The following is a 22259-nucleotide window of genomic DNA, read 5'->3' on the forward strand; positions in this document are numbered from 1 at the left end:
TACGAGAGAGGTTCCGGACCGGCCATGGCGCTCACCCTTTATGTCGACACCGCGCGCTGGCGGGAGCATCAGCAGTCGGTGATCCAGCAGTTCCCGGGGATCGTCCCGGTCTGCAAGGGCAACGGCTACGGCTTCGGCCACGAGCGCCTGGCCGAGGAGGTCACCCGCTTCCGCTCCGACATCATCGCCGTGGGCACCACGTACGAGGCCGCGCGGATGAAGGACTACTTCGGCGGAGACCTGCTGGTCCTCACCCCGTTCCGGCGCGGCGAGGAACCCGTGCCGCTGCCGGACCGGGTGATCCGCTCGGTGTCCTCCGTCGAGGGCGTGCACGGCCTGGTCGGCGCGCGCGTCGTCATCGAGGTCATGAGCAGCATGAAGCGGCACGGCGTGAGCGAGCACGACCTGCCCATGCTGCACGCGGCGATCGAGGACGTGCGGCTGGAGGGCTTCGCCCTGCACCTCCCGCTGGACCGCACGGACGGCTCGGACGCGGTCGAGGAGGTCATCGCCTGGATGGACCGGATCCGCGCCGCCCGGCTGCCGCTGCACACGATGTTCGTCAGCCACCTGGGCGCGGACGAACTCGCCCGTCTCCAGCAGCAGTTCCCGCAGACCCGCTTCCGGGCCAGGATCGGCACCCGGCTGTGGCTCGGCGACCACGAGGCCACCGAGTACCGGGGATCGGTGCTGGACGTCACGCGGGTCGCGAAGGGCGAACGCTTCGGATACCGCCAGCAGCGGGCCGCCTCCGACGGCTATCTGGTGGTGGTCGCCGGCGGCACCTCGCACGGGGTCGGGCTGGAGTCCCCGAAGGCCCTGCACGGCGTCATGCCCCGTGCCAAGGGGGTGGCCCGCGCCGGACTGGCGACGGTGAACCGCAATCTGTCGCCCTTCGTCTGGTCGGGCAAGCAGCGCTGGTTCGCCGAGCCGCCGCACATGCAGGTGTCCATCCTGTTCGTGCCGAACGACGCCCCCGAGCCCAAGGTGGGTGAGGAGCTGGTGGCCCACCTCCGGCACACCACGACCCAGTTCGACCGGGTGGTCGACCGCTGAGGTCCGCAACACCCACGGCGAGGGCCCGGGGACGCACGGCCGACGTGCGGACCCGGGCCCTTCCCGTCTTTCCGGGCCCGCCCGTGCACTGCCGTCCCTCCGCACCCTCCGGGCCGTTCCCGCACGCACGCGACCGGCCCGGCAGTCCCCGGCCCGCCCCGGCTCACGCTCCGGGCCGCCCCCGCCGGCCGAGCACGTACACCGGTGTGCCCTCCGCCGTCACCCCGGACCGCCGGATGCAGTCACGGCGCAGCAGGAAGTGCAGGCAGTCCCGGACCCGGTCGACCGACAGTCCGGTGCGGGCCGCGATCGACTCCAGCGGACGGCTCATCTCCCCGGAGCGCACCAGGTGCGGCACGATGTGCGCGGCCACCGCGTCGACCTCCTCGGTGAGGGCGAGCCGTTCCCGCCAGTCGGTGAGGACCGCCTCGGTGGACAGGGCCGGGGCTCCGGGCCGCGCCTTGGGGGAGCGTGAGCGCATGCGCCGGGCGATGCGCTCCAGCGAGTCCGCGATCCGGGCCATCGACCGCACCACGTCGAGCTGCGCGTCGATGCCCTCCCGCCGCGTGCGGGCCCCCTCCCGGCGGACCGGAACGAGCCCGTGGTCGAACGCGCCCCGGCGCTGCTCCAGCCCGGTGATCGCGTCGATCACCGCGTCCGGCACGGCACGGACCCGCGGCCCGTCCGCCCGGCCGGGACACCGGCGGGGCTGCACCTCGGACTCGGCCAGGACGTAGCCTCCGTCGCGCTGCACGGTGTGCACGACCTCGGCGATCCAGCTCCGGAACGGCTGCGCGGCCGGCTCGGCGCAGCCCCCCACGAGCAGGACGAGCCCCTGGAGGCTGACCATGCCCGTCCGCTCCCTGACCGCCTGCCCCGCCATGGCCCGGAGCGCATCGCTCCCGGCGACGCTCCGCGCCAGTTCGTCGAGGGTGGCCGTGTGCTCTCCGGGCACCAGCCGGGCGACGGCGAGCAGCGGCTCCGGGTACCCGAGCGCCTCGGCCACCTCCGCCGCCGGGAACCAGTGCTCTCCGCCCGGCATGGTCAGTCGGCGCACCCTGGCGCCCGTGGCCGCGTAGACGAAGTCGTCGACGTCGATGGCATCGTGTTCCGGCGCTCCGACGGATGATTCACCGCGTTCGCTCATGGCGGAACATCACCTCCGCCGCGCACGCTAGGTGAGTTGGTAAACCACATTCACCCGCACTGGGGGAAGTTCACTCCATAGATGCCGAATGTGCGGTTCCGTGAGCCCGCACTCCCCACTGCACGTAGGTCCCGCCGTCGTAGAGGGCGTGCCGCGCGTGCTGCTCCCGGCCGAGGACGAACGCGTCCGGGGCACCGTCCAGGACGCCCCCCGACGGGTCGTCCGAGCCGTCGCGCCGCACGACGTCCCGCTCGGGGAACAGCGCGTCCCGCACGATCACGGCGCAGAGGTAGAGCGTGCCCAGCAGGTGGATGAGGATCACCAACTGGTACCCCTCGGGCGGCAGACCGTGGTGCTTGTCGCCGCTGGAGGTGTACGCGAGGTACATCCAGATGCCGGTGAAGTACATGACCTCGCAGGCCTGCCAGATCAGGAAGTCCCGCCAGCGGGGGCGCGCCAGCGCCGCGAGGGGGATCAGCCACAGCACGTACTGCGGCGAGTAGACCTTGTTCACCAGGATGAACACGGCGACGACCAGGAACGCGAGCTGGGCGAAGCGGGGGCGGCGGGGCGCGGTGAGGGCCAGGGCCCCGATCCCGGCGAACAGCACCAGGGTGATCACCGTGGCCCAGGTGTTGGCGTTCTCCAGGGGGTCCCCGGTGCGCTGCGAAATGATCAGCCAGAACGAGCCGAAGTCGACGGGCCGCTCCTGGCTGAACGTGTAGAACTTCTTCCACCCCTCCGGGGCCAGGGCCATCACCGGCAGGTTCACCACCAGCCAGGCGCCGGCCGCCCCGCCGAAGGCCCGGCCGAACGCACGCCACCGCCCGGCCCGCAGGCACAGCAGGAACAGCGGCCCGAGCAGCAGGAAGGGGTAGAGCTTGGCGGCCGTCGCCAGCCCGATCAGCACCCCCGCGGCGAGCGGCCGGCTGCGCGACCACATGAGCATCGCCGCGGCGGTGAGCGCGACGGCGAGCAGGTCCCAGTTGATCGTGGCGGTGAGCGCGAGGGCGGGGGCCAGGGCCACGAGCAGCGCGTCCCAGGGGCGGCGCCGGTGGGTCCGGGCGACGCAGACGGCGAGGACGGCCGTGCAGGCCATCAGCATGCCCGCGTTGACCAGCCAGTAGATCTGCTCCCGGTGCTGGACCCCGCCGCCCGGGGTCAGCCACGAGGCCACCTCCATGAACAGGCCGGTGAGGACCGGGTACTCCAGGTACTCCATGTCACCGGTCAGCCGGTCGAAGTACGGAGTCAGGTTCGACGCGAAGCCACGGGCAGAGAAAAGGTGGGGAATGTCCGAATAACACGCGTGGGTGTACTGACTGTCGGCCCCGAAGAACCAGGCGCCGTTGTAGCAGGGCAGCTTCTGCACCATGCCCAGTGCGAACATCCCGATCGCCACGAGCGCGACGACCCGCACCGGCGTCCACCATCCGGTGCCGGGCAGCGCACGGCGGCCGGCCGGGCCGCCGATCAGCTCGCTGCCGGCCGCGGCGACCTCGTCCTCCGTCGTGGGCCGTACGGGCTGCCGGTCCTCCTGCACGCTCGTCATGGTCCACATCCTGCCGTACGTGCCCTCACGACGGAGCCCCCGCCCGGTCGGACCGGGCGGGGGCTGTGTCGTGTGCGGGTCACGCGCGAACGGTCACTCGCGGCGGGTCGCGGTGGGCCCGCCGAAGAGCTCGCCGCCCCCGTTGCCGTTTCCGTTGCCGGGTGGTGTCGGCGTACCGGTGGACCCGGCGTCGGTACCGCCGTCGGCACCCGCGTCCGTACCGCCGTCACCGCTCGCCCCGCCGTTCGGCTCGCACCGCGGGTCGAAGACGCTGCAGGTGTCCGACGGGCTCGGAGAGGTGGACGGGGAACTGCTCGGCGATTCGGACGGGGACTTCGAGGGAGACGCCGTGGGCGTGTCCGACGGGGTCGGCGTCGGAGTCGGCCGCACGGCTCCGGTTCCGAAGATCTTCCTGCCGATCGGCTCCGCGGCCGGGAACGGCTTCGCCGGAAGCCCCTGCATCGCCTTGCCCATGTAGTCGGCCCAGATCTCGGCCGGGTACGAGGCACCGTGGATGCTCTTCTCGCCGCCCACGCCGTACATCTCGAGGAACTTCTGGCTCTTGGCCTGGTCGTTCACCCGGAACATGCCGATCGCGGTGGACAGCTGCCGCGTGTAGCCCGCGAACCAGGCCGACTTGTTGCCGTCGGTGGTACCGGTCTTGCCCGCCACCTCACGGCCCGGGAGCTGGGCGGAGGTGCCGGTGCCCTTCTGGACCACGGTCTTGAGGACGTCGGTGACGTTGTTCGCCACATTGGGGTCGAACGCCGTCGCGACCTTGTCCTTGTGCGTGTAGTAGTTCCGGCCCTTCCGCTCGACCTTCGAGACCGAGTACGGGTCGATCTGCTGGCCGCTGGCCGCGAAGGTCGCGTACGAACCGGCGAGCCGGATCGCACTGGGCGCGGAGGTACCGAGCGAGAAGGACGGCATGATCGAGGAGAGCTGTTCCTCGGTCATCCCCGCGGAGAGCGCCGCTTCCTTCACCTTGTCGGTACCGACGTCCATACCGAGCTGGATGTACGGGGTGTTCACCGAGAACCGCATCGCGGTCCGCAGGTCGATCTGCCCGCGGTCCTCGTTGCCGTCGTTCCGCTGGTGCCACTCCTTGTTGTGCTCGTTGTACCAGACGGAGCCGTCGTAGTCCTTGAGCGTCAGGTTGTTGTCACCGTCGTAGACGCTGGACGGGGAGATCGGCGTCCGCGACGCGTCCTCCTGGACGCGCGGCCCCTTCGGATCCCTCCGGCCGTCGGTCATCGCCGCGGCCAGCACGAAGGGCTTGAACGTCGAACCGACCTGAACGCCGGTGTAGTCGGCGTTGTTGGTGTAGTGCTCGGTTGCGTCCTTGCCGCCGTAGATCGCGACGATCTTGCCTGTCTTGGGCTCCACCGAAGCGCCGCCGAACTGGACGTACTTGTCCCGTTCCCGCTTGTCCGGGTCCAGGTTCTCCTTGGAGACCCGGCGGACGGCCGACTCGAGCTGACGCATCTTCTTCTCGTTGAACGTGGTGTGGATCTGGTATCCACCCTTGTCCAGCCGCGCCTTGCTGATCTTGCTGTTGGCGACGATGTAGTTGTCGGCGAGGTTCACCAGGTAACCGCGCTGCCCCGACATCGAAGTGGCGGGCTTCGGCGGGTCCGGCGTCGGGAAGCCCCGCTTGAGGAACTTGTCCCGGTCCGCCGGTTCCATCCGGCCGACCTGGACCTCGCGCTTGAGGGTCCACGCCCAGCGGGCCTTCGCCCGCTGGTAGTTCTTCTCCCGGGTCGCCAGCGGCCCCTGCCCGCCCGAGGGGTCGTACAGGTTGGGACCGTTGAGCACCGCGGAGAGGAACGCGCCCTGGCTGGCGTTGAGCTTCTTGCAGTCCACGCCGTAGTACGCGCGGGCGGCCGCCTGGATGCCGTACGCCCCGCGACCGTAGTAGGCGGTGTTCAGATAGCCCGCGAGGATCTCGGGCTTCTCCTTGGTGGCGCCCACCTTTATGGAGATGAAGAGCTCGGAGAGCTTCCGCTTGAGCGTCTGCTCCTGGGTGAGCATGGCGTTCTTGACGTACTGCTGGGTGATCGTCGAACCGCTCTGGGTCGCGCCGCCCTTGGCCATGTTGAACACGGCGCGGGCGATACCCATCGGGTCGACACCCGAGTCGTCCTCGAACGAGGCGTTCTCCGCCGAGATCACGGCGTTCTGCATCGACACGGGGATCTCGGTGATGGGCACGATCTGGCGGTTGAAGTCGCCGCCGCCCGCGACCGCCATCTGCTTGCCGTTCGACCAGTAGTAGACGTTCTTCTCGACCTCGGCGGCGTCGTTGACGTTCGGCACCTCGACCACCGCGAGGGCGATGCCCGCCCCGGCGACGATCAGGCCCATGAAGCCGATGCAGGTGCCGAGCGTCTGCTTCCAGGACGGCACCCAGCGGCGGGCACCGTCACGGTCCGACCGCGGGTAGTCGATCCAGCGCTTCTTCCCGGGTTCCCGCGCGGAGGCCCGGCCGGCGGCCCGGGCACCGCCCTCGAGCCCCACGGCGGCACGTCGTCTGCCACCACCACTTCGTTGGGCGGCTCGGCGCGCTTCCGCGCGCCCTTGGTTCCGCTCCTCGTCAGGGCCCTGTGCGGACCCGGTCGTGCCGCGCTGTGGCGCGGCTCGGCGGCCGGACGGTGGCTGCTGCCCTCCGCGCCGGGCCGCAGCGCGTCCACCGCCTGGCGACTGCGGTGGTTTGCGACGGTGCTCGCTCATGGAACAGCTACTCCTCGGGCAGGCGCTCTCGCCTGACAGCGACAGTTGACTTCCGGTCCCCCCGAAGCGCGGACCCGCCCCGGAGGACGACAGGCCGCACTGCACCGGTGACGAGGACGTCCCACGGTGCTGTTTGGTTCCCACTGGTCTGCATGGCGCACAGACTACGCAGGCCCAAAACCCGCGCAGCACGCATCTTCACCCCAAATCAGTCCTGTTGATTCCTACGAATCAGTGATGTGACGCCGTTCACCATGGCTCCCCTTGTCGCGACCGGAGGGCCGTTCTATCGTCTGGATGTATCGAGTCGATACATCAGCTCGGCATAAGGGATTCAGGAGAAGGGGAGGCGAAGGATGAGCAGACGCTCCGGCATCCTCGAGTTCGCCGTTCTCGGGCTGCTCCGCGAGTCCCCCATGCACGGCTACGAGCTGCGCAAGCGGCTCAACACCTCGCTGGGTGTCTTCCGCGCCTTCAGCTACGGCAGCCTCTACCCCTGCCTGAAGACTCTGGTCGGCCAGGGGTGGTTGATCGAGGAGCCGGGAAGCGCTCCGGAGGACGCTCTCGCGGCCTCGCTGGCCGGCCGCCGGGCGAAGATCGTCTATCGCCTGACCGCCGCGGGGAAGGAGCACTTCGAGGAGCTGCTCGCCCACTCCGGTCCCGACGCGTGGGAGGACGAGCACTTCGGCGTCCGCTTCGCCTTCTTCGGCCAGACCTCGCGCGATGTGCGGATGCGCGTGCTGGAAGGGCGCCGCAGCCGGCTGGAGGAGCGCCTCGAGAGGATGCGCGCCTCCCTGGCCCGCACCCGGGAGCGGCTGGACGACTACACCCTCGAGCTGCAGCGGCACGGGATGGAATCCGTGGAACGCGAGGTCCGCTGGCTCAACGAGCTGATCGAGAGCGAGCGGACCGGGCGTGACCGGCGCCCGTCGGCCGGGGACGGTTCCGTGCCCACCGAGCGGCCCGCATCGCACACACAGGACCAGTCAGGGAACGCGGGCGGCCTGCCCCGGGACCGGGGTAGCTCCCGTCCGGATCCGTCCGACGACACCGCCAAGTGAGGTCCTGCACCCCGCAGGACCTCGTCGAGAACACACAGGGAGCAACCGGAATGGGTTCGGTTCGCGTAGCCATCGTCGGCGTGGGCAACTGCGCCGCCTCGCTGGTACAGGGCGTCGAGTACTACAAGGACGCCGACCCGAAGAGCCGCGTGCCGGGTCTGATGCACGTGCAGTTCGGCGACTACCACGTGCGGGACATCGAGTTCGTGGCCGCCTTCGACGTCGACGCGAAGAAGGTCGGTCAGGACCTCGCGCACGCGATCGACGCCAGCGAGAACAACACCATCAAGATCTGCGACGTGCCGCCGACCGGCGTCACCGTTCAGCGCGGCCACACCCTCGACGGTCTGGGCAAGTACTACCGCCAGACGATCGAGGAGTCCGACGAGGCGCCGGCCGACGTCGTGCAGGTCCTCAAGGACCGGCAGGTCGACGTCCTGGTCTGCTACCTGCCGGTGGGTTCCGAGGACGCGGCGAAGTTCTACGCGCAGTGCGCCATCGACGCCAAGGTGGCCTTCGTCAACGCCCTCCCGGTCTTCATCGCGGGCACCAAGGAGTGGGCGGACAAGTTCACCGAGGCGGGCGTGCCCATCGTCGGCGACGACATCAAGTCGCAGGTCGGCGCCACCATCACGCACCGTGTGATGGCGAAGCTGTTCGAGGACCGGGGCGTCGTCCTGGACCGCACGATGCAGCTCAACGTCGGCGGCAACATGGACTTCAAGAACATGCTGGAGCGCGACCGCCTGGAGTCCAAGAAGATCTCCAAGACCCAGGCCGTCACCTCGCAGATCCGCGACCGCGAGCTGGGCGAGGACAACGTCCACATCGGCCCGTCGGACTACGTGGCCTGGCTGGACGACCGCAAGTGGGCGTACGTGCGCCTCGAGGGCCGCGCGTTCGGCGACGTCCCGCTGAACCTGGAGTACAAGCTCGAGGTGTGGGACTCCCCCAACTCCGCGGGCGTCATCATCGACGCGCTCCGGGCCGCGAAGATCGCCAAGGACCGCGGGGTCGGCGGGCCGGTCCTGTCGGCGTCCTCGTACTTCATGAAGTCGCCGCCGGTGCAGTACTTCGACGACGAGGCGCGCGAGAACGTGGAGAAGTTCATCAACGGCGACGCCGAGCGCTGATGACGCCGGTCCGGCCGTGAGCGGACGCCGGTTCATCCCGTGACCACCGGCCCCCGGGCAATCCGCCCGGGGGCCGGTGCGCTGTGTGAGGCTGTGAGCCATGCCCGTTGTGCGTGATCTGCGCGTGCTGCTGCGGCTGCGCGACTTCCGCCGTCTGCTCGCCGTCCGCCTGCTGTCCCAGTCCGCCGACGGCGTCTATCAGGTCGCGCTCGCCACCTACGTCGTCTTCTCTCCGGAGCGGCAGACCTCGCCCGGTGCGATCGCCTCGGCGATGGCCGTGCTGCTGCTGCCCTACTCCGTGGTCGGCCCCTTCGCGGGCGTCCTGCTGGACCGCTGGCAGCGGCGGCAGGTCCTGCTCCACGGCAATGTGCTGCGGGCGGTCCTCGCCTGCGGAACGGCGGTCCTGATCGTGGGACGCGTCCCCGACTGGCTCTTCTACGTCTCCGCGCTCTCGGTCACCGCGGTGAACCGCTTCGTTCTCGCGGGGCTGTCCGCCGCCCTGCCGCACGTGGTCGACAGCCCGCGCCGGCTGGTGATGGCCAATGCCGTCTCACCGACCGCCGGGACCCTGGCCGCCACGGCGGGCGGCGGCCTGGCCTTCCTGCTCCGCCTCGTGGGCTGGGACTCGGACGCCGTGACGGTGCTGCTGGGAGCCGCCCTCTATCTCTGCGCGGCCCTCGCCGCCCTGCGCATGGCGCGCGGGCTGCTGGGACCGGATCCGGCGCTGGTGCAGCCCGGGCTGCGGGCCGCACTGGCCGGCACCGTCCGCGGGCTCATGGGCGGGGTGCGCCACCTGGCGCGGCGGCCGCCCGCCGCCCGCGCTCTGGCTGCCATGACCCTGATGCGCTTCTGCTACGGCGCCCTCACGGTGATGGTGCTGATGTTGTGCCGTTACGCCTGGTCGGACACCGATTCGAAAGGGCTTGCGCTCCTCGGACTGGCGCTCGTCGCGTCAGGCGTGGGTTTCTTCGCGGCGGCCGTGGTCACCCCCTGGGCCGTCGAGCGGCTGGAGTCCGCCGACTGGCTGGGGCCGGACGGCCCGCTGCGCTGGGTCATCGTCTGCGCCGGCCTGGCCGCTGTGCTGGAGCCCGCACTCGGCCTTCCCTTCGCACCGGCGCCGATGCTCGTCGCCGCGGGGGTGCTGGGGCTGATCACCCAGGGGTCGAAGATCGCCACGGACACCGTGGTCCAGTCCGCGGTCGACGACGCCTTCCGCGGACGGATCTTCTCCCTCTACGACGTGTTCTTCAACGTCGCCTTCGTCGGAGCCGCCGGGGTGGCCGCCCTGATGCTGCCCCCGGACGGGCAGTCGTCCGTGCTGGTCATCACCGTGGCCCTGCTCTACGCGGCCATCGCCGTGGCCACCGGCCGGCCCCGGCCCGCATAGGCGAAGGGCGGTGTTTCACGTGAAACACCGCCCCTGAGACCGTCACCGTGTCCCGAGACCGTCACCGCGGAGGCATGTTTCACGTGAAACACGCGCCCCGCAGCCGGGTCAGCCCGTGGACGCCTCCTGGGCGGCCCACCACTCCTTGAGCGCGGCCACGGCGCTGTCGCGCTCCATCGGACCGTTCTCCAGCCGGAGCTCCAGCAGGTGCTTGTACGCCTTGCCCACCGCCGGGCCGGGCCCCAGGCCGAGGATTTCCATGATCTCGTTGCCGTCGAGGTCGGGCCGGATCGAGTCCAGCTCCTCCTGCTCCTGGAGCCGCGCGATCCGCTCCTCCAGGCCGTCGTACGCACTGGAGAGGGCGTTGGCCTTGCGCTTGTTCCGTGTGGTGCAGTCCGACCGCGTCAGCTTGTGCAGTCGGTCCAGGAGCGGACCGGCGTCCCGCACGTACCGACGGACCGCCGCGTCGGTCCACTCGCCCGTGCCGTAGCCGTGGAAGCGCAGGTGGAGCTCCACCAGGCGCGACACGTCCTTCACCAGCTCGTTGGAGTACTTCAGCTTGGTCATCCGCGACTTGGTCATCTTCGCGCCCACCACCTCGTGGTGGTGGAAGGAGACCCGGCCGTCGGACTCGAAGCGCCGGGTGCGGGGCTTGCCGATGTCGTGCAGCAGCGCGGCCAGCCGCAGCACCAGGTCCGGTTCACCCTCTTCGAGGGCGATGGCCTGGTCCAGCACGGTCAGCGAGTGTTCGTACACATCCTTGTGCCGATGGTGCTCGTCGCGCTCCAGCCGCAGCGCCGGGAGCTCCGGCAGGAAGTGGTCCGCCAGTCCGGTGTCGACCAGCAGCTTCAGCCCCTTCCGGGGGCGGGCCGCGAGCACCAGCTTGTTGAGCTCGTCACGGACCCGCTCGGCGGAGACGATCCCGATCCGGTCCGCCATCGCCGTCATCGCGGCGACGACGTCCGGCGCCACCTCGAAATCCAGCTGGGCGGCGAACCGCGCGGCCCGCAGCATCCGCAGCGGGTCGTCGGAGAACGAGTCCTCCGGGGCACCCGGAGTCCGCAGCACCCGGTCGGCCAGGTCCTGCAGACCGCCGTGCGGGTCGACGAACTCCTTCTCGGGCAGCGCGACGGCCATCGCGTTCACCGTGAAGTCACGGCGGACGAGATCCTCCTCGATGGAGTCGCCGTAGGACACCTCCGGCTTCCGGGACGTCCGGTCGTAGGCCTCGGAGCGATAGGTGGTGATCTCGATCTGGTAGCTCCGGGTGCCGTCACCGCCACGGCTGTGCTTCAGGCAGCCGACGGTGCCGAAGGCGATGCCGACCTCCCACACGGTGTCCGCCCACGGCTTCACGATCTTCAGCACGTCCTCGGGGCGGGCGTCCGTGGTGAAGTCCAGGTCGTTGCCGAGCCTGCCGAGCAACGCGTCCCGTACCGATCCGCCGACCAGGGCGAGACTGTGGCCCGCCTCCCGGAAGCGGCGTGCGAGGTCGTCGGCGACGGGGGACACTCGCAGCAGTTCACTGACGGCACGGCGCTGCGCCTGGTTCAGCTCGCTCGCCGGCGGCGAGGGCTGCGAGGTCTGCTGGGCGTGGCTCTCATTCTTGGCGTTCGGCACAACAGAACAGGGTACGTGCCGCAACCGGCCGGGGCGTCCCCGTTCCGGGCGGGCCGGACACCCCGGCGATCATGTGGAGCACGCCCCGGCACGTAGCCCCGGCCGACCTCGTTACCATGCGGGGACGCACATCCGACGACCACCACTGACGACGACGAGGGACGGGCGAGGCGTGGCCGAGGCGGCACAGAAACAGGGGACGCGACCCGCTCCCGCCCGCCGGTGGCTGCGGCGCACCGCCGCGCTGCTGGTGGGGGTGCCACTGGTCGCGGCTCCGCTGCAGCTTCCCGCGGCGCCGTCGGCCCAGGCCGCACCGAAGGCGACCGGGTCGCGGTCCGTCGACGTCTCGATCAACTCGATGACACCGTCCTCGCCCTCGAAGGGCGACACGATCACGATCAAGGGCACCGTCACCAACGACAGCAGCTCCACGGTGACCGATGCCCATGTCGGACTGCGGGTGGGCGCGACGCTGAACAGCCGGAGCGGCATCGACAGCGCCGACCGGCGCACCGGCTACCTGCCCGGTTCCGACGGGCAGGAGATCGGGGGGAAGCACACTCTCGAGCTCCGGGATCTTCCCTCGGGCATCACGCGCGGGTTCAGTCTCAGCGTCCCGGCCAAGGACCTCGACCTGAAGCAGGCGGGCATCTACCAGCTCGGTGTCTCGGTCTCCGGGCAGACCCGGGCGCAGCGGTACGAGCACGTCCTGGGCATCGAGCGGACCTTCCTGCCCTGGCAGACCTCGGCCACCCGGGAGAAGACCCGGCTCAGCTTCATGTGGCCGCTGATCTCCTCTCCCCACCTCAGCGCGGAGACGGGTTCCGACCCGCAGCAGACGCCGGTCTTCCGTGACGATTCCCTCACCGAGGAGCTGGCCACCGGCGGGCGGCTCCAGCAGATGGTGAGCCTCGGCAAGAGCCTCCCGGTGACGTGGGTCGTCGACCCGGACCTGCTGGCCGCCGTCTCCGCCATGGCGGAGAACTACCGGGTCGAGCAGCCCGACGGCTCCACGGTCGCGGGCAAGGGGCAGGCCGTCGCCAGGCAGTGGCTGAGCGACCTCCAGCAGGCCACGGACGGTCATGAGGTCGTCGCCCTGCCGTACGGCGACCCCGATCTCGCCTCCCTCGCCCACCGGGGCAAGGACGTCTCCGGAGCGCTGGCCCACCTCAAGCCTGCCACCGACCTCGCCTCACAGACCGCGGGGACGATGCTGCCGGGCGCGAAGCTGCGCACCGACTTCGCCTGGCCCGTGGACGGCGCCATCGACTCCTCGGTCGTCGATGTCGCGACCTCGGCCGGCGCCCACAACGTGATCACCCGCAACGACAGCCTCCGGGAGTCCGGGGCCCTCTCCTACAGCCCCACGGCGGCCCGTCCGATCGGCGGCGGCAACCGGGCGATCGTGTCGGACGCGCGTCTCTCCACCGCCTTCGAGGGCGACCTGTCCGAGGCCGAGGAGTCCACCCTCAGCCGGCAGCGGTTCCTCGCCCAGACCCTCATGGTCACGATGCAGGCGCCGGGCAAGCAGCGCAGCATCGTCGTGGCGCCCCAGCGCATGCCCACCGCGAGCCAGGCACGGACGATGGCCGAGGCGGTCAGGGGACTCGAGGACGAGCGCTGGACCGAACCGCTGGATCTGGGGGACGCGGCGAAGGCGAAGCCCGACCCGCGGGCCAACAGCCGGATCCCGAGCCCCGCGGCCTACCCTCGCTCGCTCCGCAAGCAGGAGCTGCCCACGGAGGCCTTCCGGGAGATCCAGCGGACCCAGGGGGCGCTCGAGGGCTTCCGGGTGATCCTCTCCCGTCAGGACCGCGTGGTGACGCCGGTGGGCAATGCGATCATGCGCGGGATGTCCACGTCCTGGCGCGGGGACGCCGACGGCGCGGCGGCGTTCCGCGACACCGTGCAGGATTACCTCTCGGGCCTCACCCAGGAGGTCCGGCTCATCCAGAAGTCGACGCAGACGCTGTCCGGGCGGAGCGCGACCATCCCCGTGACCGTGCAGAACAACCTGGTCCAGGGCGTCAAGGGGATGAAGCTGGTCCTCACCTCCGGCCAGCCCAACCGCCTTGACGTCGGCGAGGGGCAGCCCATCAGGATCGAGGGCGGTCACAGCCAGTCGGTGAAGTTCGACACCACGGCCCACGCGAACGGCAAGGTCTGGGTGACCGCACGGCTCGAGACCGAGGACGGCACGCCCTACGGCGCCCCCATGACGTTCCAGGTGAACGTCACCGAGATCACGTCCACGGTGATGCTGGTCATCGCCGGCGGCGTACTGCTCCTCGTGCTCGCCGGAATCCGGATGTACACCCAGCGCAAGCGGGCGGCCGCCCGCGACGCCGCGGAGGGCTCCGAGCCCGTCGAGGAGGGCGCCGGCACCTCCGGCGAGCCCGCGGAAGCGACCGGTGAAGAGGCGGATTCCGATGGTTCCGGCGCCGGTGCACCCGGTTCCGGGCAGCAGGGTGACGTGACGCCGGACACCGGACCGGAAAGCGATGACGCATCCGGCACGGGTGAGAAGGTGGACCGTTGAGCGTAGTCGGGGCCGTGCGGCCGGGGACGATGAGGTGGGGTAGCGATGAACGCGCCGTACGACGGTGACCGCGGGCAGAGTCCGGCCGGTGACCCCGCGGCCCAGGTGCCGTCGGCGCCCCCCGGCCCGGACCCGTACGGGCAGGACGCGTACGCCCACGACCCGTACCGCGACCAGGCACCCTCCGCCCAGGACCCGGTGACCGAGGCGCTGTACGACCGTGCGGCGCACCCTCCGCCCCCGGGGACGCAGGCCGAGGCCCGTCCCTTCCACCAGCCTCAGCAGGCTCCGGACCCGCGGCTGTGGGGCCCTCCGCCGACCCCCGAACAGGGTGCGGTCGGCCGCCCGCCCTACGGGGAGGACACGGCGACCACACAGCTGGGCGTGAACCTGGCCGGCCGGGCGTCCGACGAGACCCGGCAGCAGAACGCGTTCGCCCACCTCTACCGGGACCAGCAGCAGCCGTACGACCAGCAGGCCGCACCCAGCACCGCTCCGCCGCCTCCTGCCGAGCCCGTCGCGGACCCGGCCCCGGAGCCGCCGGCAGCCCCTGCCAAGCGCTCCGGCGGCCGCGCCTCGAGCATCCTCAAGTCGAGCGCTCTGATGGCGGCCGGCACGATCGTCTCCCGGATCACCGGCTTCCTGCGCACCCTGGTCATCGCCGCGGCGATCGGTGTGGGCACCCTCAACGACACGTACCAGGTCGCCAACACCCTGCCCACGATGATCTACATCCTGGTCGGGGGCGGCGCCCTCAACGCGGTGTTCATCCCGCAGCTGGTCCGTGCCATGAAGAACGACGACGACGGCGGCGACGCCTACGCGAACCGCCTGCTCACGCTCGTCATGGCCCTGATGGCCGGTGTCACCACCGTCTGTGTCCTGGGCGCCCCGCTGTTCATCCGCATGATGTCGCCGAAGATCGCCTCCGACCCCGAGCAGATGGAGGTGGCGGTCGCCTTCGCCCGGTACTGCCTCCCCACCATGTTCTTCATGGGCGTGCATGTGGTGCTCGGCCAGATCCTCAACGCCCGGGGCCGCTTCGGCGCCATGATGTGGACCCCGGTCCTCAACAACATCGTCGTCATCTCCACCTTCGGCGCCTTCATCTGGGCCTTCGGCGGCTTCACCGACACCCGGGTCAGCGCCGCCACCATCACCCCCGAAGGGGTCCGGCTGCTGGGCATCGGCACCCTGCTGGGCCTCGTCGTCCAGGCCCTGGCGATGGTGCCGTACCTCCGCGAGGCCGGGTTCCGTATCCGTCCGCGCTTCGACTGGCGCGGCCACGGGCTCGGCAAGGCCGCGCGCCTCGCCAAGTGGACCTTCCTCTTCGTGCTGGCCAACCAGCTCGGCATGGTCGTCGTCACCCAGCTCGCCACCTGGGCGGGCTCGGTGGCCGAGGACCAGGGCTACACCGGAACCGGCATCACCGCGTACAACTACGCGCTGCTCCTGTGGCAGATGCCGCAGGCCATCATCACCGTCTCCGTGATGACCGCCGTGCTGCCGCGCATCTCCCGGGCGGCCCAGGACGGCGACGCGAGCGCCGTCCGGGACGACATCTCGTACGGGCTGCGCACGTCGGCCGTGGCGATCGTTCCGTGCGCCTTCGCCTTCCTGGCGCTGGGCGTGCCGCTGGCCACCCTGCTGTACGCCGGTTCCGGGGAATCCGGCGCCCGCAGCATCGGCTACGTCCTGATGGCCTTCGGCCTCGGCCTGATCCCCTACTCCGTGCAGTACGTCGTCCTGCGCGGCTTCTACGCCTACGAGGACACGCGGACCCCCTTCTACAACACGCTGATCGTCGCGGCCGTCAACGCCGCGGCATCGGGCCTCTCGTTCGTGCTGCTCCCCGCCCGCTGGGCCGTGGTCGGCATGGCCGCCTCCTACGGGCTGGCGTACGTCGTGGGGGTGGGTGTCGCGTGGCGACGGCTGCGCACCCGTCTGGGCGGTGATCTGGACGGCGCCCATGTGGTCCGCACCTACGCCCGGCTGATCGGAGCCAGCGTTCCCGCGGCTCTCCTGGGCGGAGCCGTGGCGTTCGCCGTCCTCGAACTCCTCGACAATGGCGTACTCGGCTCTCTCGCGGCCCTCGTCGGTGGTGGGATCGTGCTCATCGGCGTGTTCTACGGAGCGGCGAAGCGCATGCGGGTCGAGGAACTGACCGCCATGGTCGGAATGGTCCGCGGCCGACTCGGTCGCTGACGGAGCACAACCATCGTGCGCCACTGTGTGTCGTGCATAGCGGCGGACTGTGGGCACAATTGTCTTTGCTGTGGTGCGAAAGCGTGCAACGGATGGGGAGGCAGGAACGACGGTGGCGGAACGGAGCACGGCTGCCGTCGACGTGGCCGACAGCGGCGATGAGTCGCTGACCGCCCAGGCGGGCGAGGCCACGGCCGACGGGGTGGAGACCCAGGAGAAGGCCGGCGAGGACGCGGAGAACGCGACCACCGGCGCGGCACGGAACACGAGCATGAGCTCTGTGCCGGACGTGGAGCCCCCGGAGCTGCACAGCGGCCACAAACTGGCCAGACGCTACCGCCTCGAGGAGTGCGTCACCCGACTGGACGGATTCAGCAGTTGGCGTGCCGTGGACGAGAAACTCCGGCGGGCCGTCGGCGTCCATCTGCTGCACGCCGACCACCCGCGGGCCCGACCGGTCCTGGCCGCGGCCCGTTCCGCGGCACTCCTGCCCGACCCCCGCTTCGTCCAGGTCCTCGACGCCGTCGAGGAGGACGACCTGGTCTACGTGGTCCACGAGTGGCTTCCCGACGCGACCGAGCTCACCACGGTGCTCGCCTCCGGGCCGCTGGAGCCGCATGAGGCGCACCAGCTCGTCAGCCAGGTCTCCCAGGCGATGACGGCTGCCCACCGGGAAGGTCTGGCCCACCTGAGGCTCACGCCGAGCTCGGTCCTGCGCACCGAGTCCGGCCAGTACCGGATCCGTGGTCTGGCCGTGATGGCGGCGCTGCGCGGCATCAGCTCCCAGCAGCCCCAGCGGGTGGACACCGAGGCCATCGGGGCGCTCCTGTACGCCGCGCTGACCCAGCGCTGGCCGTACGAGGAGAACGCCTACGGTCTCTCCGGCCTGCCCAAGGGCGTGGGGCTGATCGCCCCGGACCAGGTCAGGGCAGGCGTGCACCGAGGCCTCGCGGAGCTCGCGATGCGCGCACTGGCGAACAACGGCGCCACGCCGTCCCGCCAGGAGCAGCCCTGCACCACGCCGGAGGAGCTGTCGAAGGCCGTGGCCGCGCTGCCGCGCATCCGTCCGCCGGAGCCGTCCTTCGCCACCCCCGCGTACCAGCCGGCGGGCTACCGCCGGAGCCAGTACGCCACCCCGCCCGGCCACAACGGGCCGGGGGTCCCGGCTCACGCCGTTGCGGCGCCTCCCCCGCCGCTCCAGACACGCAGCGGCAAGATGCTGAAGTGGACCGTGGCCGCCCTGCTCATCGCAGCGCTGGGCCTCGGCAGTTGGCAGCTGGCCGACGTGTTGATCAACCGTTCGGACCGCACCGACGAATCCAACGGCACCCCCCAGCGCACGGGGGGCGGTGGCTCCGGGAAGAAGAAAAAGGTCCCCGGCAAGCCGCTGGAGATCGCGAACAGGACCGAGTTCTCGTCGGGGCGCCAGCCCATGGTCCCCGCGAAGGTTCCCAATTCCGCGGACAAGGACCCGGGCACCGCCTGGGTGACCAAGGCGTTCTACGGCTACCCCAACTTCGGGAACCTGCCGGAGTACCGGCAGGGAAGCGGCATCGTCGTCGACCTCGGCAGCGCCAAGCAGGTCTCGGGCCTCGATGTGGACTTGTACCGCAGCGGGCAGACCGTGGAGGTCCTGGCCGCGGACGAAGCCGCGACATCGGCCTCCGTGCTCTCCGACTTCCCCAAGCGCCTCACCGAGCTGGAGAAGGCCGGCGACAAGCTCAAGACCACGCTCGACAAACCCGTGCGGACGCGATACGTACTGATCCACATCACCGAGCTGCCGCCGGACAAGTCGCCCAATGAGTACCGCGGGGGCATCTCGGAGATCGAGATCACGGGCTGATCCGGTCGGCAGGACAGGTGAAGGGGAGGGGTTCCGAGGTGGACGACGACGCCATGTACGGCGCCGCGAGCGACCAGGAGCTCCTCACCGCCCACGTCGCGGGTGACCACGACGCCTTCGGGGAGATCGTCCGGCGGCACCGGGACCGGCTGTGGGCGGTGGCCCTGCGGACCCTCGGTGACCGTGAGGAGGCCGCGGACGCCGTCCAGGACGCCCTGGTGTCCGCCTACCGGGCCGCCCACACCTTCCGCGGCCAGTCGGCCGTCACGACGTGGCTGCACCGCATCACCGTCAATGCGTGCCTCGACCGCGCCCGCAAGGCCGCTTCACGCCGCAGCTCCCCGGTCGCCGAGACCGAACGCCTGGAGCAGCTTCTCGAGCCCCATGAGTCCGCCGCCGCTCCCGTCGAGCGTGACGACTTGCAGCGGGAGCTGCTGCAGGCGCTCGGCACCCTGCCCCAGGAACAGCGGGCTGCGCTCGTCCTGGTGGACATGCAGGGCTACCCCGTCGCGGAGGCGGCCCGGATTCTCGACGTCCCGACCGGGACCGTGAAGAGCCGGTGCGCCCGTGGCCGCGCACGACTGCTGCCGCAGCTCACCCATCTGCGCCCCGGAGGCGGAGACGGTACGGACCCGGGACAGGGACGGAACCGGACACGGCGGCCATCCGTCCCACAGGCGGCAGGACCGAGGGACACAGATGCCGTGAAGGGCGGAGGTGGGCGGGCGTGACATCCTCGACTGACACGGACCAGCACCCGGAAGTGGCGGAGATCTCCGCACTCGCCGAGGGACTGCTCTCCCCGGACCGCACGGCGGACGTACGAGAGCATCTGGCGAGCTGCGAACCGTGCGCCGATGTCCGTACCTCGCTGGACGAGATCCGGGAGCTTCTCGGCACCCTCCCGGGCCCTGCCCGGATGCCGGCCGACATCGCGGGCCGCATCGACGCGGCGCTCGCCGCGGAAGCGCTCCTGGACGCCACCGCACCTGCGGCTGTTTCACGTGAAACCGGCGTATCCGTCTCCGCGTCGCCCTCTGTTTCACGTGAAACAGAGCCGGCCCGCGGACCGCGGACCGTGGACCGCCCCGAGGGACGGCCGCGCGGGACGACGGGACCCGGTCGCGGCCGCCGGACACGGCGCTGGCGGACCGCTGTACTCGGCTCCGCCACGGCGCTGGCCGCACTCGGACTCGGCGGCGTCGTGATCCATGCCATCGGCTCCCCGGGCAGCACCGCGACGCCCCCCGGTGCGACGGCTTCTCCGGGCAACCACACCGCGGCCGGGAGCTTCTCGGGCCAGAAGGTGGAGTCGCGGGTCCAGAGCCTGCTGGCCGCCGGCCCGAACAAGAAGCCGTCCGAGGACATGGGCGCGAAGCAGGGCCCGAACCGGACCCTGCGGGGGAGTGCCGTCACCGTGCCGTCCTGTGTACGGGAGGGGATCGGCCGCTCCGACGCACCCCTCGCCGCCACCGAGGGCACCTACCGGGGCACCGAGGCCTATCTCGTCGTCCTGCCCCACCCCTCCGACACGGCGCGGGTCGATGCCTACGTCGTCGACTCCTCCTGTGCCGGAAGGGCCCCGCAGGGGCCGGGCGAGGTCTTGCTCACACGCAGCGTCCGACGCGGCTGACGACCCGCGTGCGGCGTGCCACTCCGGGAATGCTCGCCCCGTAGGATCCGTTGGGTGGGATGAGAGTCCCCACGGACCGAAGAGCAGTCGGCAGAGACGAGGAAGACACCCGTGAGCGACGTCCGTAACGTGATCATCATCGGCTCCGGGCCGGCCGGTTACACCGCGGCGCTGTACACCGCGCGCGCCTCCTTGAAGCCTCTGGTCTTCGAGGGCTCCGTGACCGCCGGTGGTGCGCTGATGAACACCACCGAGGTGGAGAACTTCCCCGGCTTCCGCGACGGCATCATGGGTCCGGACCTGATGGACAACATGCGCGCCCAGGCCGAGCGCTTCGGGGCGGAGCTGATCCCCGACGACATCGTCTCCGCGGACCTGACCGGCGAGGTCAAGACCGTCACGGACTCGGCGGGTACCGTGCACCGCGCCAAGGCAGTGATCGTCTCCACCGGGTCCCAGCACCGCAAGCTGGGGCTGCCGCGCGAGGACGAGCTGTCCGGCCGCGGTGTCTCCTGGTGCGCCACCTGCGACGGGTTCTTCTTCAAGGACCAGGACATCGCCGTGGTCGGCGGTGGCGACACCGCGATGGAAGAGGCGACCTTCCTCTCCCGCTTCGCCAAGTCGGTGACCATCGTCCACCGCCGTGACGCCCTCCGCGCCTCCAAGGCCATGCAGGAGCGGGCGTTCGCGGACCCGAAGATCTCCTTCGCCTGGCACAGCGAGGTCTCCGAGATCCACGGTGACCCCAAGCTCGCCGGGCTGACGCTGCGGAACACCAAGACCGGCGAGCTGTCCGAACTTCCGGTGACCGGACTCTTCATCGCCGTGGGCCACGACCCGCGCACCGAACTGTTCAAGGGTCAGCTCGACCTGGACTCCGAGGGATACCTCAAGGTCGACGCGCCCTCGACCCACACCAACATCTCCGGCGTCTTCGCTGCGGGTGACGTGGTGGACCACACGTACCGCCAGGCCATCACGGCCGCCGGGACCGGGTGCTCCGCCGCCCTCGACGCCGAGCGGTTCCTCGCCGCGCTCAGCGACTCCCAGCCCGCTGAGCCGGAGAAGGCCGCAGCAGCTCTCTGAGACCTCTCTTCCTCTCGCACCAACGATTTAGGAGACCGCCATGGCCGGCGACCTCAAGCACGTGACCGACGCCAGCTTCGACGAGGATGTCCTGAAGAGCGACAAGCCCGTCCTCGTGGACTTCTGGGCTGCCTGGTGCGGCCCGTGCCGCCAGATTGCCCCGTCGCTGGAGGCCATTGCCGCCGAGCACGGCGACAAGATCGAGATCGTCAAGCTCAACATCGACGAGAACCCGGGCACGGCGGCCAAGTACGGCGTCATGTCCATCCCGACGCTCAACGTCTACCAGGGCGGCGAGGTCCGGAAGACCATCGTCGGTGCCAAGCCGAAGGCCGCGCTCCTGCGCGACCTCGAGGACTTCATCGGCTGACGCTCCGCCGTTTCACGTGAAACAGGCCCGCCCCTTCGGGGGCGGGCCTGTTTCACGTTCTCTCACAACGGACGGAGGGCGGGTTCCTTCTGGACCGCCCCCAGCAGCCGGTCCAGGGCCAGTTCGACGTCTTCTTTCCAGGAGAGGGTGGTCCGGAGCTCCAGCCGCAGACGCGGGAAGCGGTGGTGCGGCCGTACCGTCTTGAACCCCACCGCGAGCAGATGGTCGGCCGGGAGCACACACGCCGACTCCTGCCACCGGGCGTCCCCGAACGCCTCGATCGCCTTGAAGCCCCGGCGGAGAAGGTCCTTGGCCACGGTCTGCACCATGACCCGCCCGAGCCCCTGGCCCTGGTACCCGGGAATGATCCAGCCGGTCATGAGCTGCACGGCGTCCGGTGACACCGGGCTGGTGGGGAACGCCGTGGAGCGCGGCACATAGGCAGGGGGCGCGTAGAGCACGAAGCCGACCGGGACCTCGTCCACATAGATCACCCGGCCACAGGAGCCCCACTCCAGGAGCACGGCGGAGATCCAGGCCTCCTTCTCCAGTTCCGGCCTGCCGGCCTTTACCGCGGCTTCTCCGCTGACCGGGTCGAGCTCCCAGAAGACACAGGAGCGGCAACGCTTGGGAAGATCCGGGAGGTTGTCCAGTGTGAGCGGTACGAGCCGACGCCCCATGCAGCCTGTTCCTCGCTTCCGTAGCCCGCCGCCCCTCGGGCGGCTGCCAGCGCTTCGCGCTCCCTGATGAGGCTGCCGACGAAGCCGCCGACTGCTCCCAGGCTCAATCCTGCTGCGATCAATCCGGTGCGGCTCACCGTTCGCATGGCCCTTCCTCTCAAAGAGGTCTCTCCACGTGGATGCGCCATACCCGACCACATCGTATCCAGGTGGA

16 protein-coding genes are annotated in these 22259 nt (G+C 70.5%); 11 read left to right on the forward strand and 5 right to left on the reverse strand.

Features of this window, described 5'->3' with window-relative positions:
• The first annotated feature begins 24 nt into the window (after window positions 1-24).
• Complete coding sequence (locus AC3EQ1_RS00830) at window positions 25-1056, forward strand: alanine racemase (RefSeq protein ID WP_432092265.1); 1032 nt, start codon at window positions 25-27, stop codon at window positions 1054-1056.
• Window positions 1057-1219: 163 nt separating this feature from the next.
• On the opposite strand, the gene AC3EQ1_RS00835 is transcribed toward AC3EQ1_RS00830, so the two are convergent.
• From AC3EQ1_RS00835 to AC3EQ1_RS00845, 3 genes are all read right to left on the reverse strand, one after another.
• The gene (locus AC3EQ1_RS00835; RefSeq protein ID WP_432092266.1) at window positions 1220-2203 is read right to left on the reverse strand and encodes a BRO-N domain-containing protein; all 984 of its coding nucleotides are present in this window, start codon (window positions 2201-2203) and stop codon (window positions 1220-1222) included.
• A gap of 70 nt (window positions 2204-2273) precedes the next feature.
• Complete coding sequence (locus AC3EQ1_RS00840) at window positions 2274-3755, reverse strand: glycosyltransferase family 87 protein (protein ID WP_432092267.1); 1482 nt, start codon at window positions 3753-3755, stop codon at window positions 2274-2276.
• Between the two features lie 93 nt (window positions 3756-3848).
• The gene (locus AC3EQ1_RS00845) at window positions 3849-6485 is read right to left on the reverse strand and encodes a transglycosylase domain-containing protein (protein WP_432092268.1); all 2637 of its coding nucleotides are present in this window, start codon (window positions 6483-6485) and stop codon (window positions 3849-3851) included.
• A 356-nt stretch (window positions 6486-6841) separates the two neighbouring features.
• On the opposite strand from AC3EQ1_RS00845, the gene AC3EQ1_RS00850 reads away from it, so the two are divergent.
• From AC3EQ1_RS00850 to AC3EQ1_RS00860, 3 genes are all read left to right on the forward strand, one after another.
• Window positions 6842-7546, forward strand: a complete 705-nt coding sequence (locus tag AC3EQ1_RS00850; RefSeq protein ID WP_432092269.1) for a PadR family transcriptional regulator — start codon at window positions 6842-6844, stop codon at window positions 7544-7546.
• A gap of 50 nt (window positions 7547-7596) precedes the next feature.
• The gene (locus AC3EQ1_RS00855) at window positions 7597-8679 is read left to right on the forward strand and encodes an inositol-3-phosphate synthase (RefSeq protein ID WP_432092270.1); all 1083 of its coding nucleotides are present in this window, start codon (window positions 7597-7599) and stop codon (window positions 8677-8679) included.
• A gap of 100 nt (window positions 8680-8779) precedes the next feature.
• A complete protein-coding gene (locus tag AC3EQ1_RS00860) occupies window positions 8780-10066 on the forward strand; it encodes an MFS transporter (protein ID WP_432092271.1) in 1287 nt (428 codons plus the stop codon).
• Window positions 10067-10174: 108 nt separating this feature from the next.
• Here AC3EQ1_RS00860 and AC3EQ1_RS00865 read toward each other — a convergent pair whose 3' ends face one another.
• Complete coding sequence (locus AC3EQ1_RS00865) at window positions 10175-11686, reverse strand: CCA tRNA nucleotidyltransferase (protein WP_432092272.1); 1512 nt, start codon at window positions 11684-11686, stop codon at window positions 10175-10177.
• A gap of 172 nt (window positions 11687-11858) precedes the next feature.
• Between AC3EQ1_RS00865 and AC3EQ1_RS00870 the strand changes: the two genes are divergently transcribed.
• The 7 genes from AC3EQ1_RS00870 (at window position 11859) to trxA (ending at window position 21365) form a co-directional block, all read left to right on the forward strand.
• On the forward strand, window positions 11859-14225 hold the full coding sequence (locus AC3EQ1_RS00870; protein ID WP_432092273.1) for a DUF6049 family protein: 2367 nt from the start codon (window positions 11859-11861) through the stop codon (window positions 14223-14225).
• Between the two features lie 45 nt (window positions 14226-14270).
• Window positions 14271-16430, forward strand: a complete 2160-nt coding sequence (murJ, locus tag AC3EQ1_RS00875) for a murein biosynthesis integral membrane protein MurJ (RefSeq protein ID WP_432092274.1) — start codon at window positions 14271-14273, stop codon at window positions 16428-16430.
• 112 nt (window positions 16431-16542) lie between these two features.
• Window positions 16543-18276 (forward strand): serine/threonine protein kinase, encoded by a 1734-nt coding sequence (locus tag AC3EQ1_RS00880; RefSeq protein ID WP_432092275.1) that lies wholly within the window; start codon window positions 16543-16545, stop codon window positions 18274-18276.
• Window positions 18277-18329: 53 nt separating this feature from the next.
• The gene (sigM, locus tag AC3EQ1_RS00885) at window positions 18330-19007 is read left to right on the forward strand and encodes an RNA polymerase sigma factor SigM (protein ID WP_432092383.1); all 678 of its coding nucleotides are present in this window, start codon (window positions 18330-18332) and stop codon (window positions 19005-19007) included.
• A complete protein-coding gene (locus AC3EQ1_RS00890; RefSeq protein ID WP_432092276.1) occupies window positions 19004-19909 on the forward strand; it encodes an anti-sigma factor family protein in 906 nt (301 codons plus the stop codon). Before sigM ends, AC3EQ1_RS00890 begins: the two co-directional genes overlap by 4 nt.
• 111 nt (window positions 19910-20020) lie before the next feature.
• Window positions 20021-20995 (forward strand): thioredoxin-disulfide reductase, encoded by a 975-nt coding sequence (trxB, locus tag AC3EQ1_RS00895; RefSeq protein WP_432092277.1) that lies wholly within the window; start codon window positions 20021-20023, stop codon window positions 20993-20995.
• A gap of 40 nt (window positions 20996-21035) precedes the next feature.
• Window positions 21036-21365 carry a thioredoxin gene (gene trxA, locus AC3EQ1_RS00900; protein WP_351509074.1) on the forward strand — a complete coding sequence of 110 codons (330 nt, stop codon included), beginning with the start codon at window positions 21036-21038 and terminating at the stop codon, window positions 21363-21365.
• A gap of 62 nt (window positions 21366-21427) precedes the next feature.
• Here trxA and AC3EQ1_RS00905 read toward each other — a convergent pair whose 3' ends face one another.
• On the reverse strand, window positions 21428-22045 hold the full coding sequence (locus AC3EQ1_RS00905; protein ID WP_351509076.1) for a GNAT family N-acetyltransferase: 618 nt from the start codon (window positions 22043-22045) through the stop codon (window positions 21428-21430).
• Between the last annotated feature and the right edge of the window lie 214 nt (window positions 22046-22259).

This window comes from Streptomyces sp. bgisy100 (assembly GCF_057709105.1).

Bases quoted from the DNA above. Each gene is read 5' to 3' on its own strand.
- AC3EQ1_RS00830 (WP_432092265.1), top strand. From the start codon at position 25: ATGGCGCTCACCCTTTATGTCGACACCGCGCGCTGGCGGGAGCATCAG.
- AC3EQ1_RS00835 (WP_432092266.1), bottom strand. From the start codon at position 2,203: ATGAGCGAACGCGGTGAATCATCCGTCGGAGCGCCGGAACACGATGCC.
- AC3EQ1_RS00840 (WP_432092267.1), bottom strand. From the start codon at position 3,755: ATGACGAGCGTGCAGGAGGACCGGCAGCCCGTACGGCCCACGACGGAG.
- AC3EQ1_RS00845 (WP_432092268.1), bottom strand. From the start codon at position 6,485: ATGAGCGAGCACCGTCGCAAACCACCGCAGTCGCCAGGCGGTGGACGC.
- AC3EQ1_RS00850 (WP_432092269.1), top strand. From the start codon at position 6,842: ATGAGCAGACGCTCCGGCATCCTCGAGTTCGCCGTTCTCGGGCTGCTC.
- AC3EQ1_RS00855 (WP_432092270.1), top strand. From the start codon at position 7,597: ATGGGTTCGGTTCGCGTAGCCATCGTCGGCGTGGGCAACTGCGCCGCC.
- AC3EQ1_RS00860 (WP_432092271.1), top strand. From the start codon at position 8,780: ATGCCCGTTGTGCGTGATCTGCGCGTGCTGCTGCGGCTGCGCGACTTC.
- murJ (WP_432092274.1), top strand. From the start codon at position 14,271: ATGAACGCGCCGTACGACGGTGACCGCGGGCAGAGTCCGGCCGGTGAC.
- sigM (WP_432092383.1), top strand. From the start codon at position 18,330: ATGTACGGCGCCGCGAGCGACCAGGAGCTCCTCACCGCCCACGTCGCG.
- trxA (WP_351509074.1), top strand. From the start codon at position 21,036: ATGGCCGGCGACCTCAAGCACGTGACCGACGCCAGCTTCGACGAGGAT.
- AC3EQ1_RS00905 (WP_351509076.1), bottom strand. From the start codon at position 22,045: ATGGGGCGTCGGCTCGTACCGCTCACACTGGACAACCTCCCGGATCTT.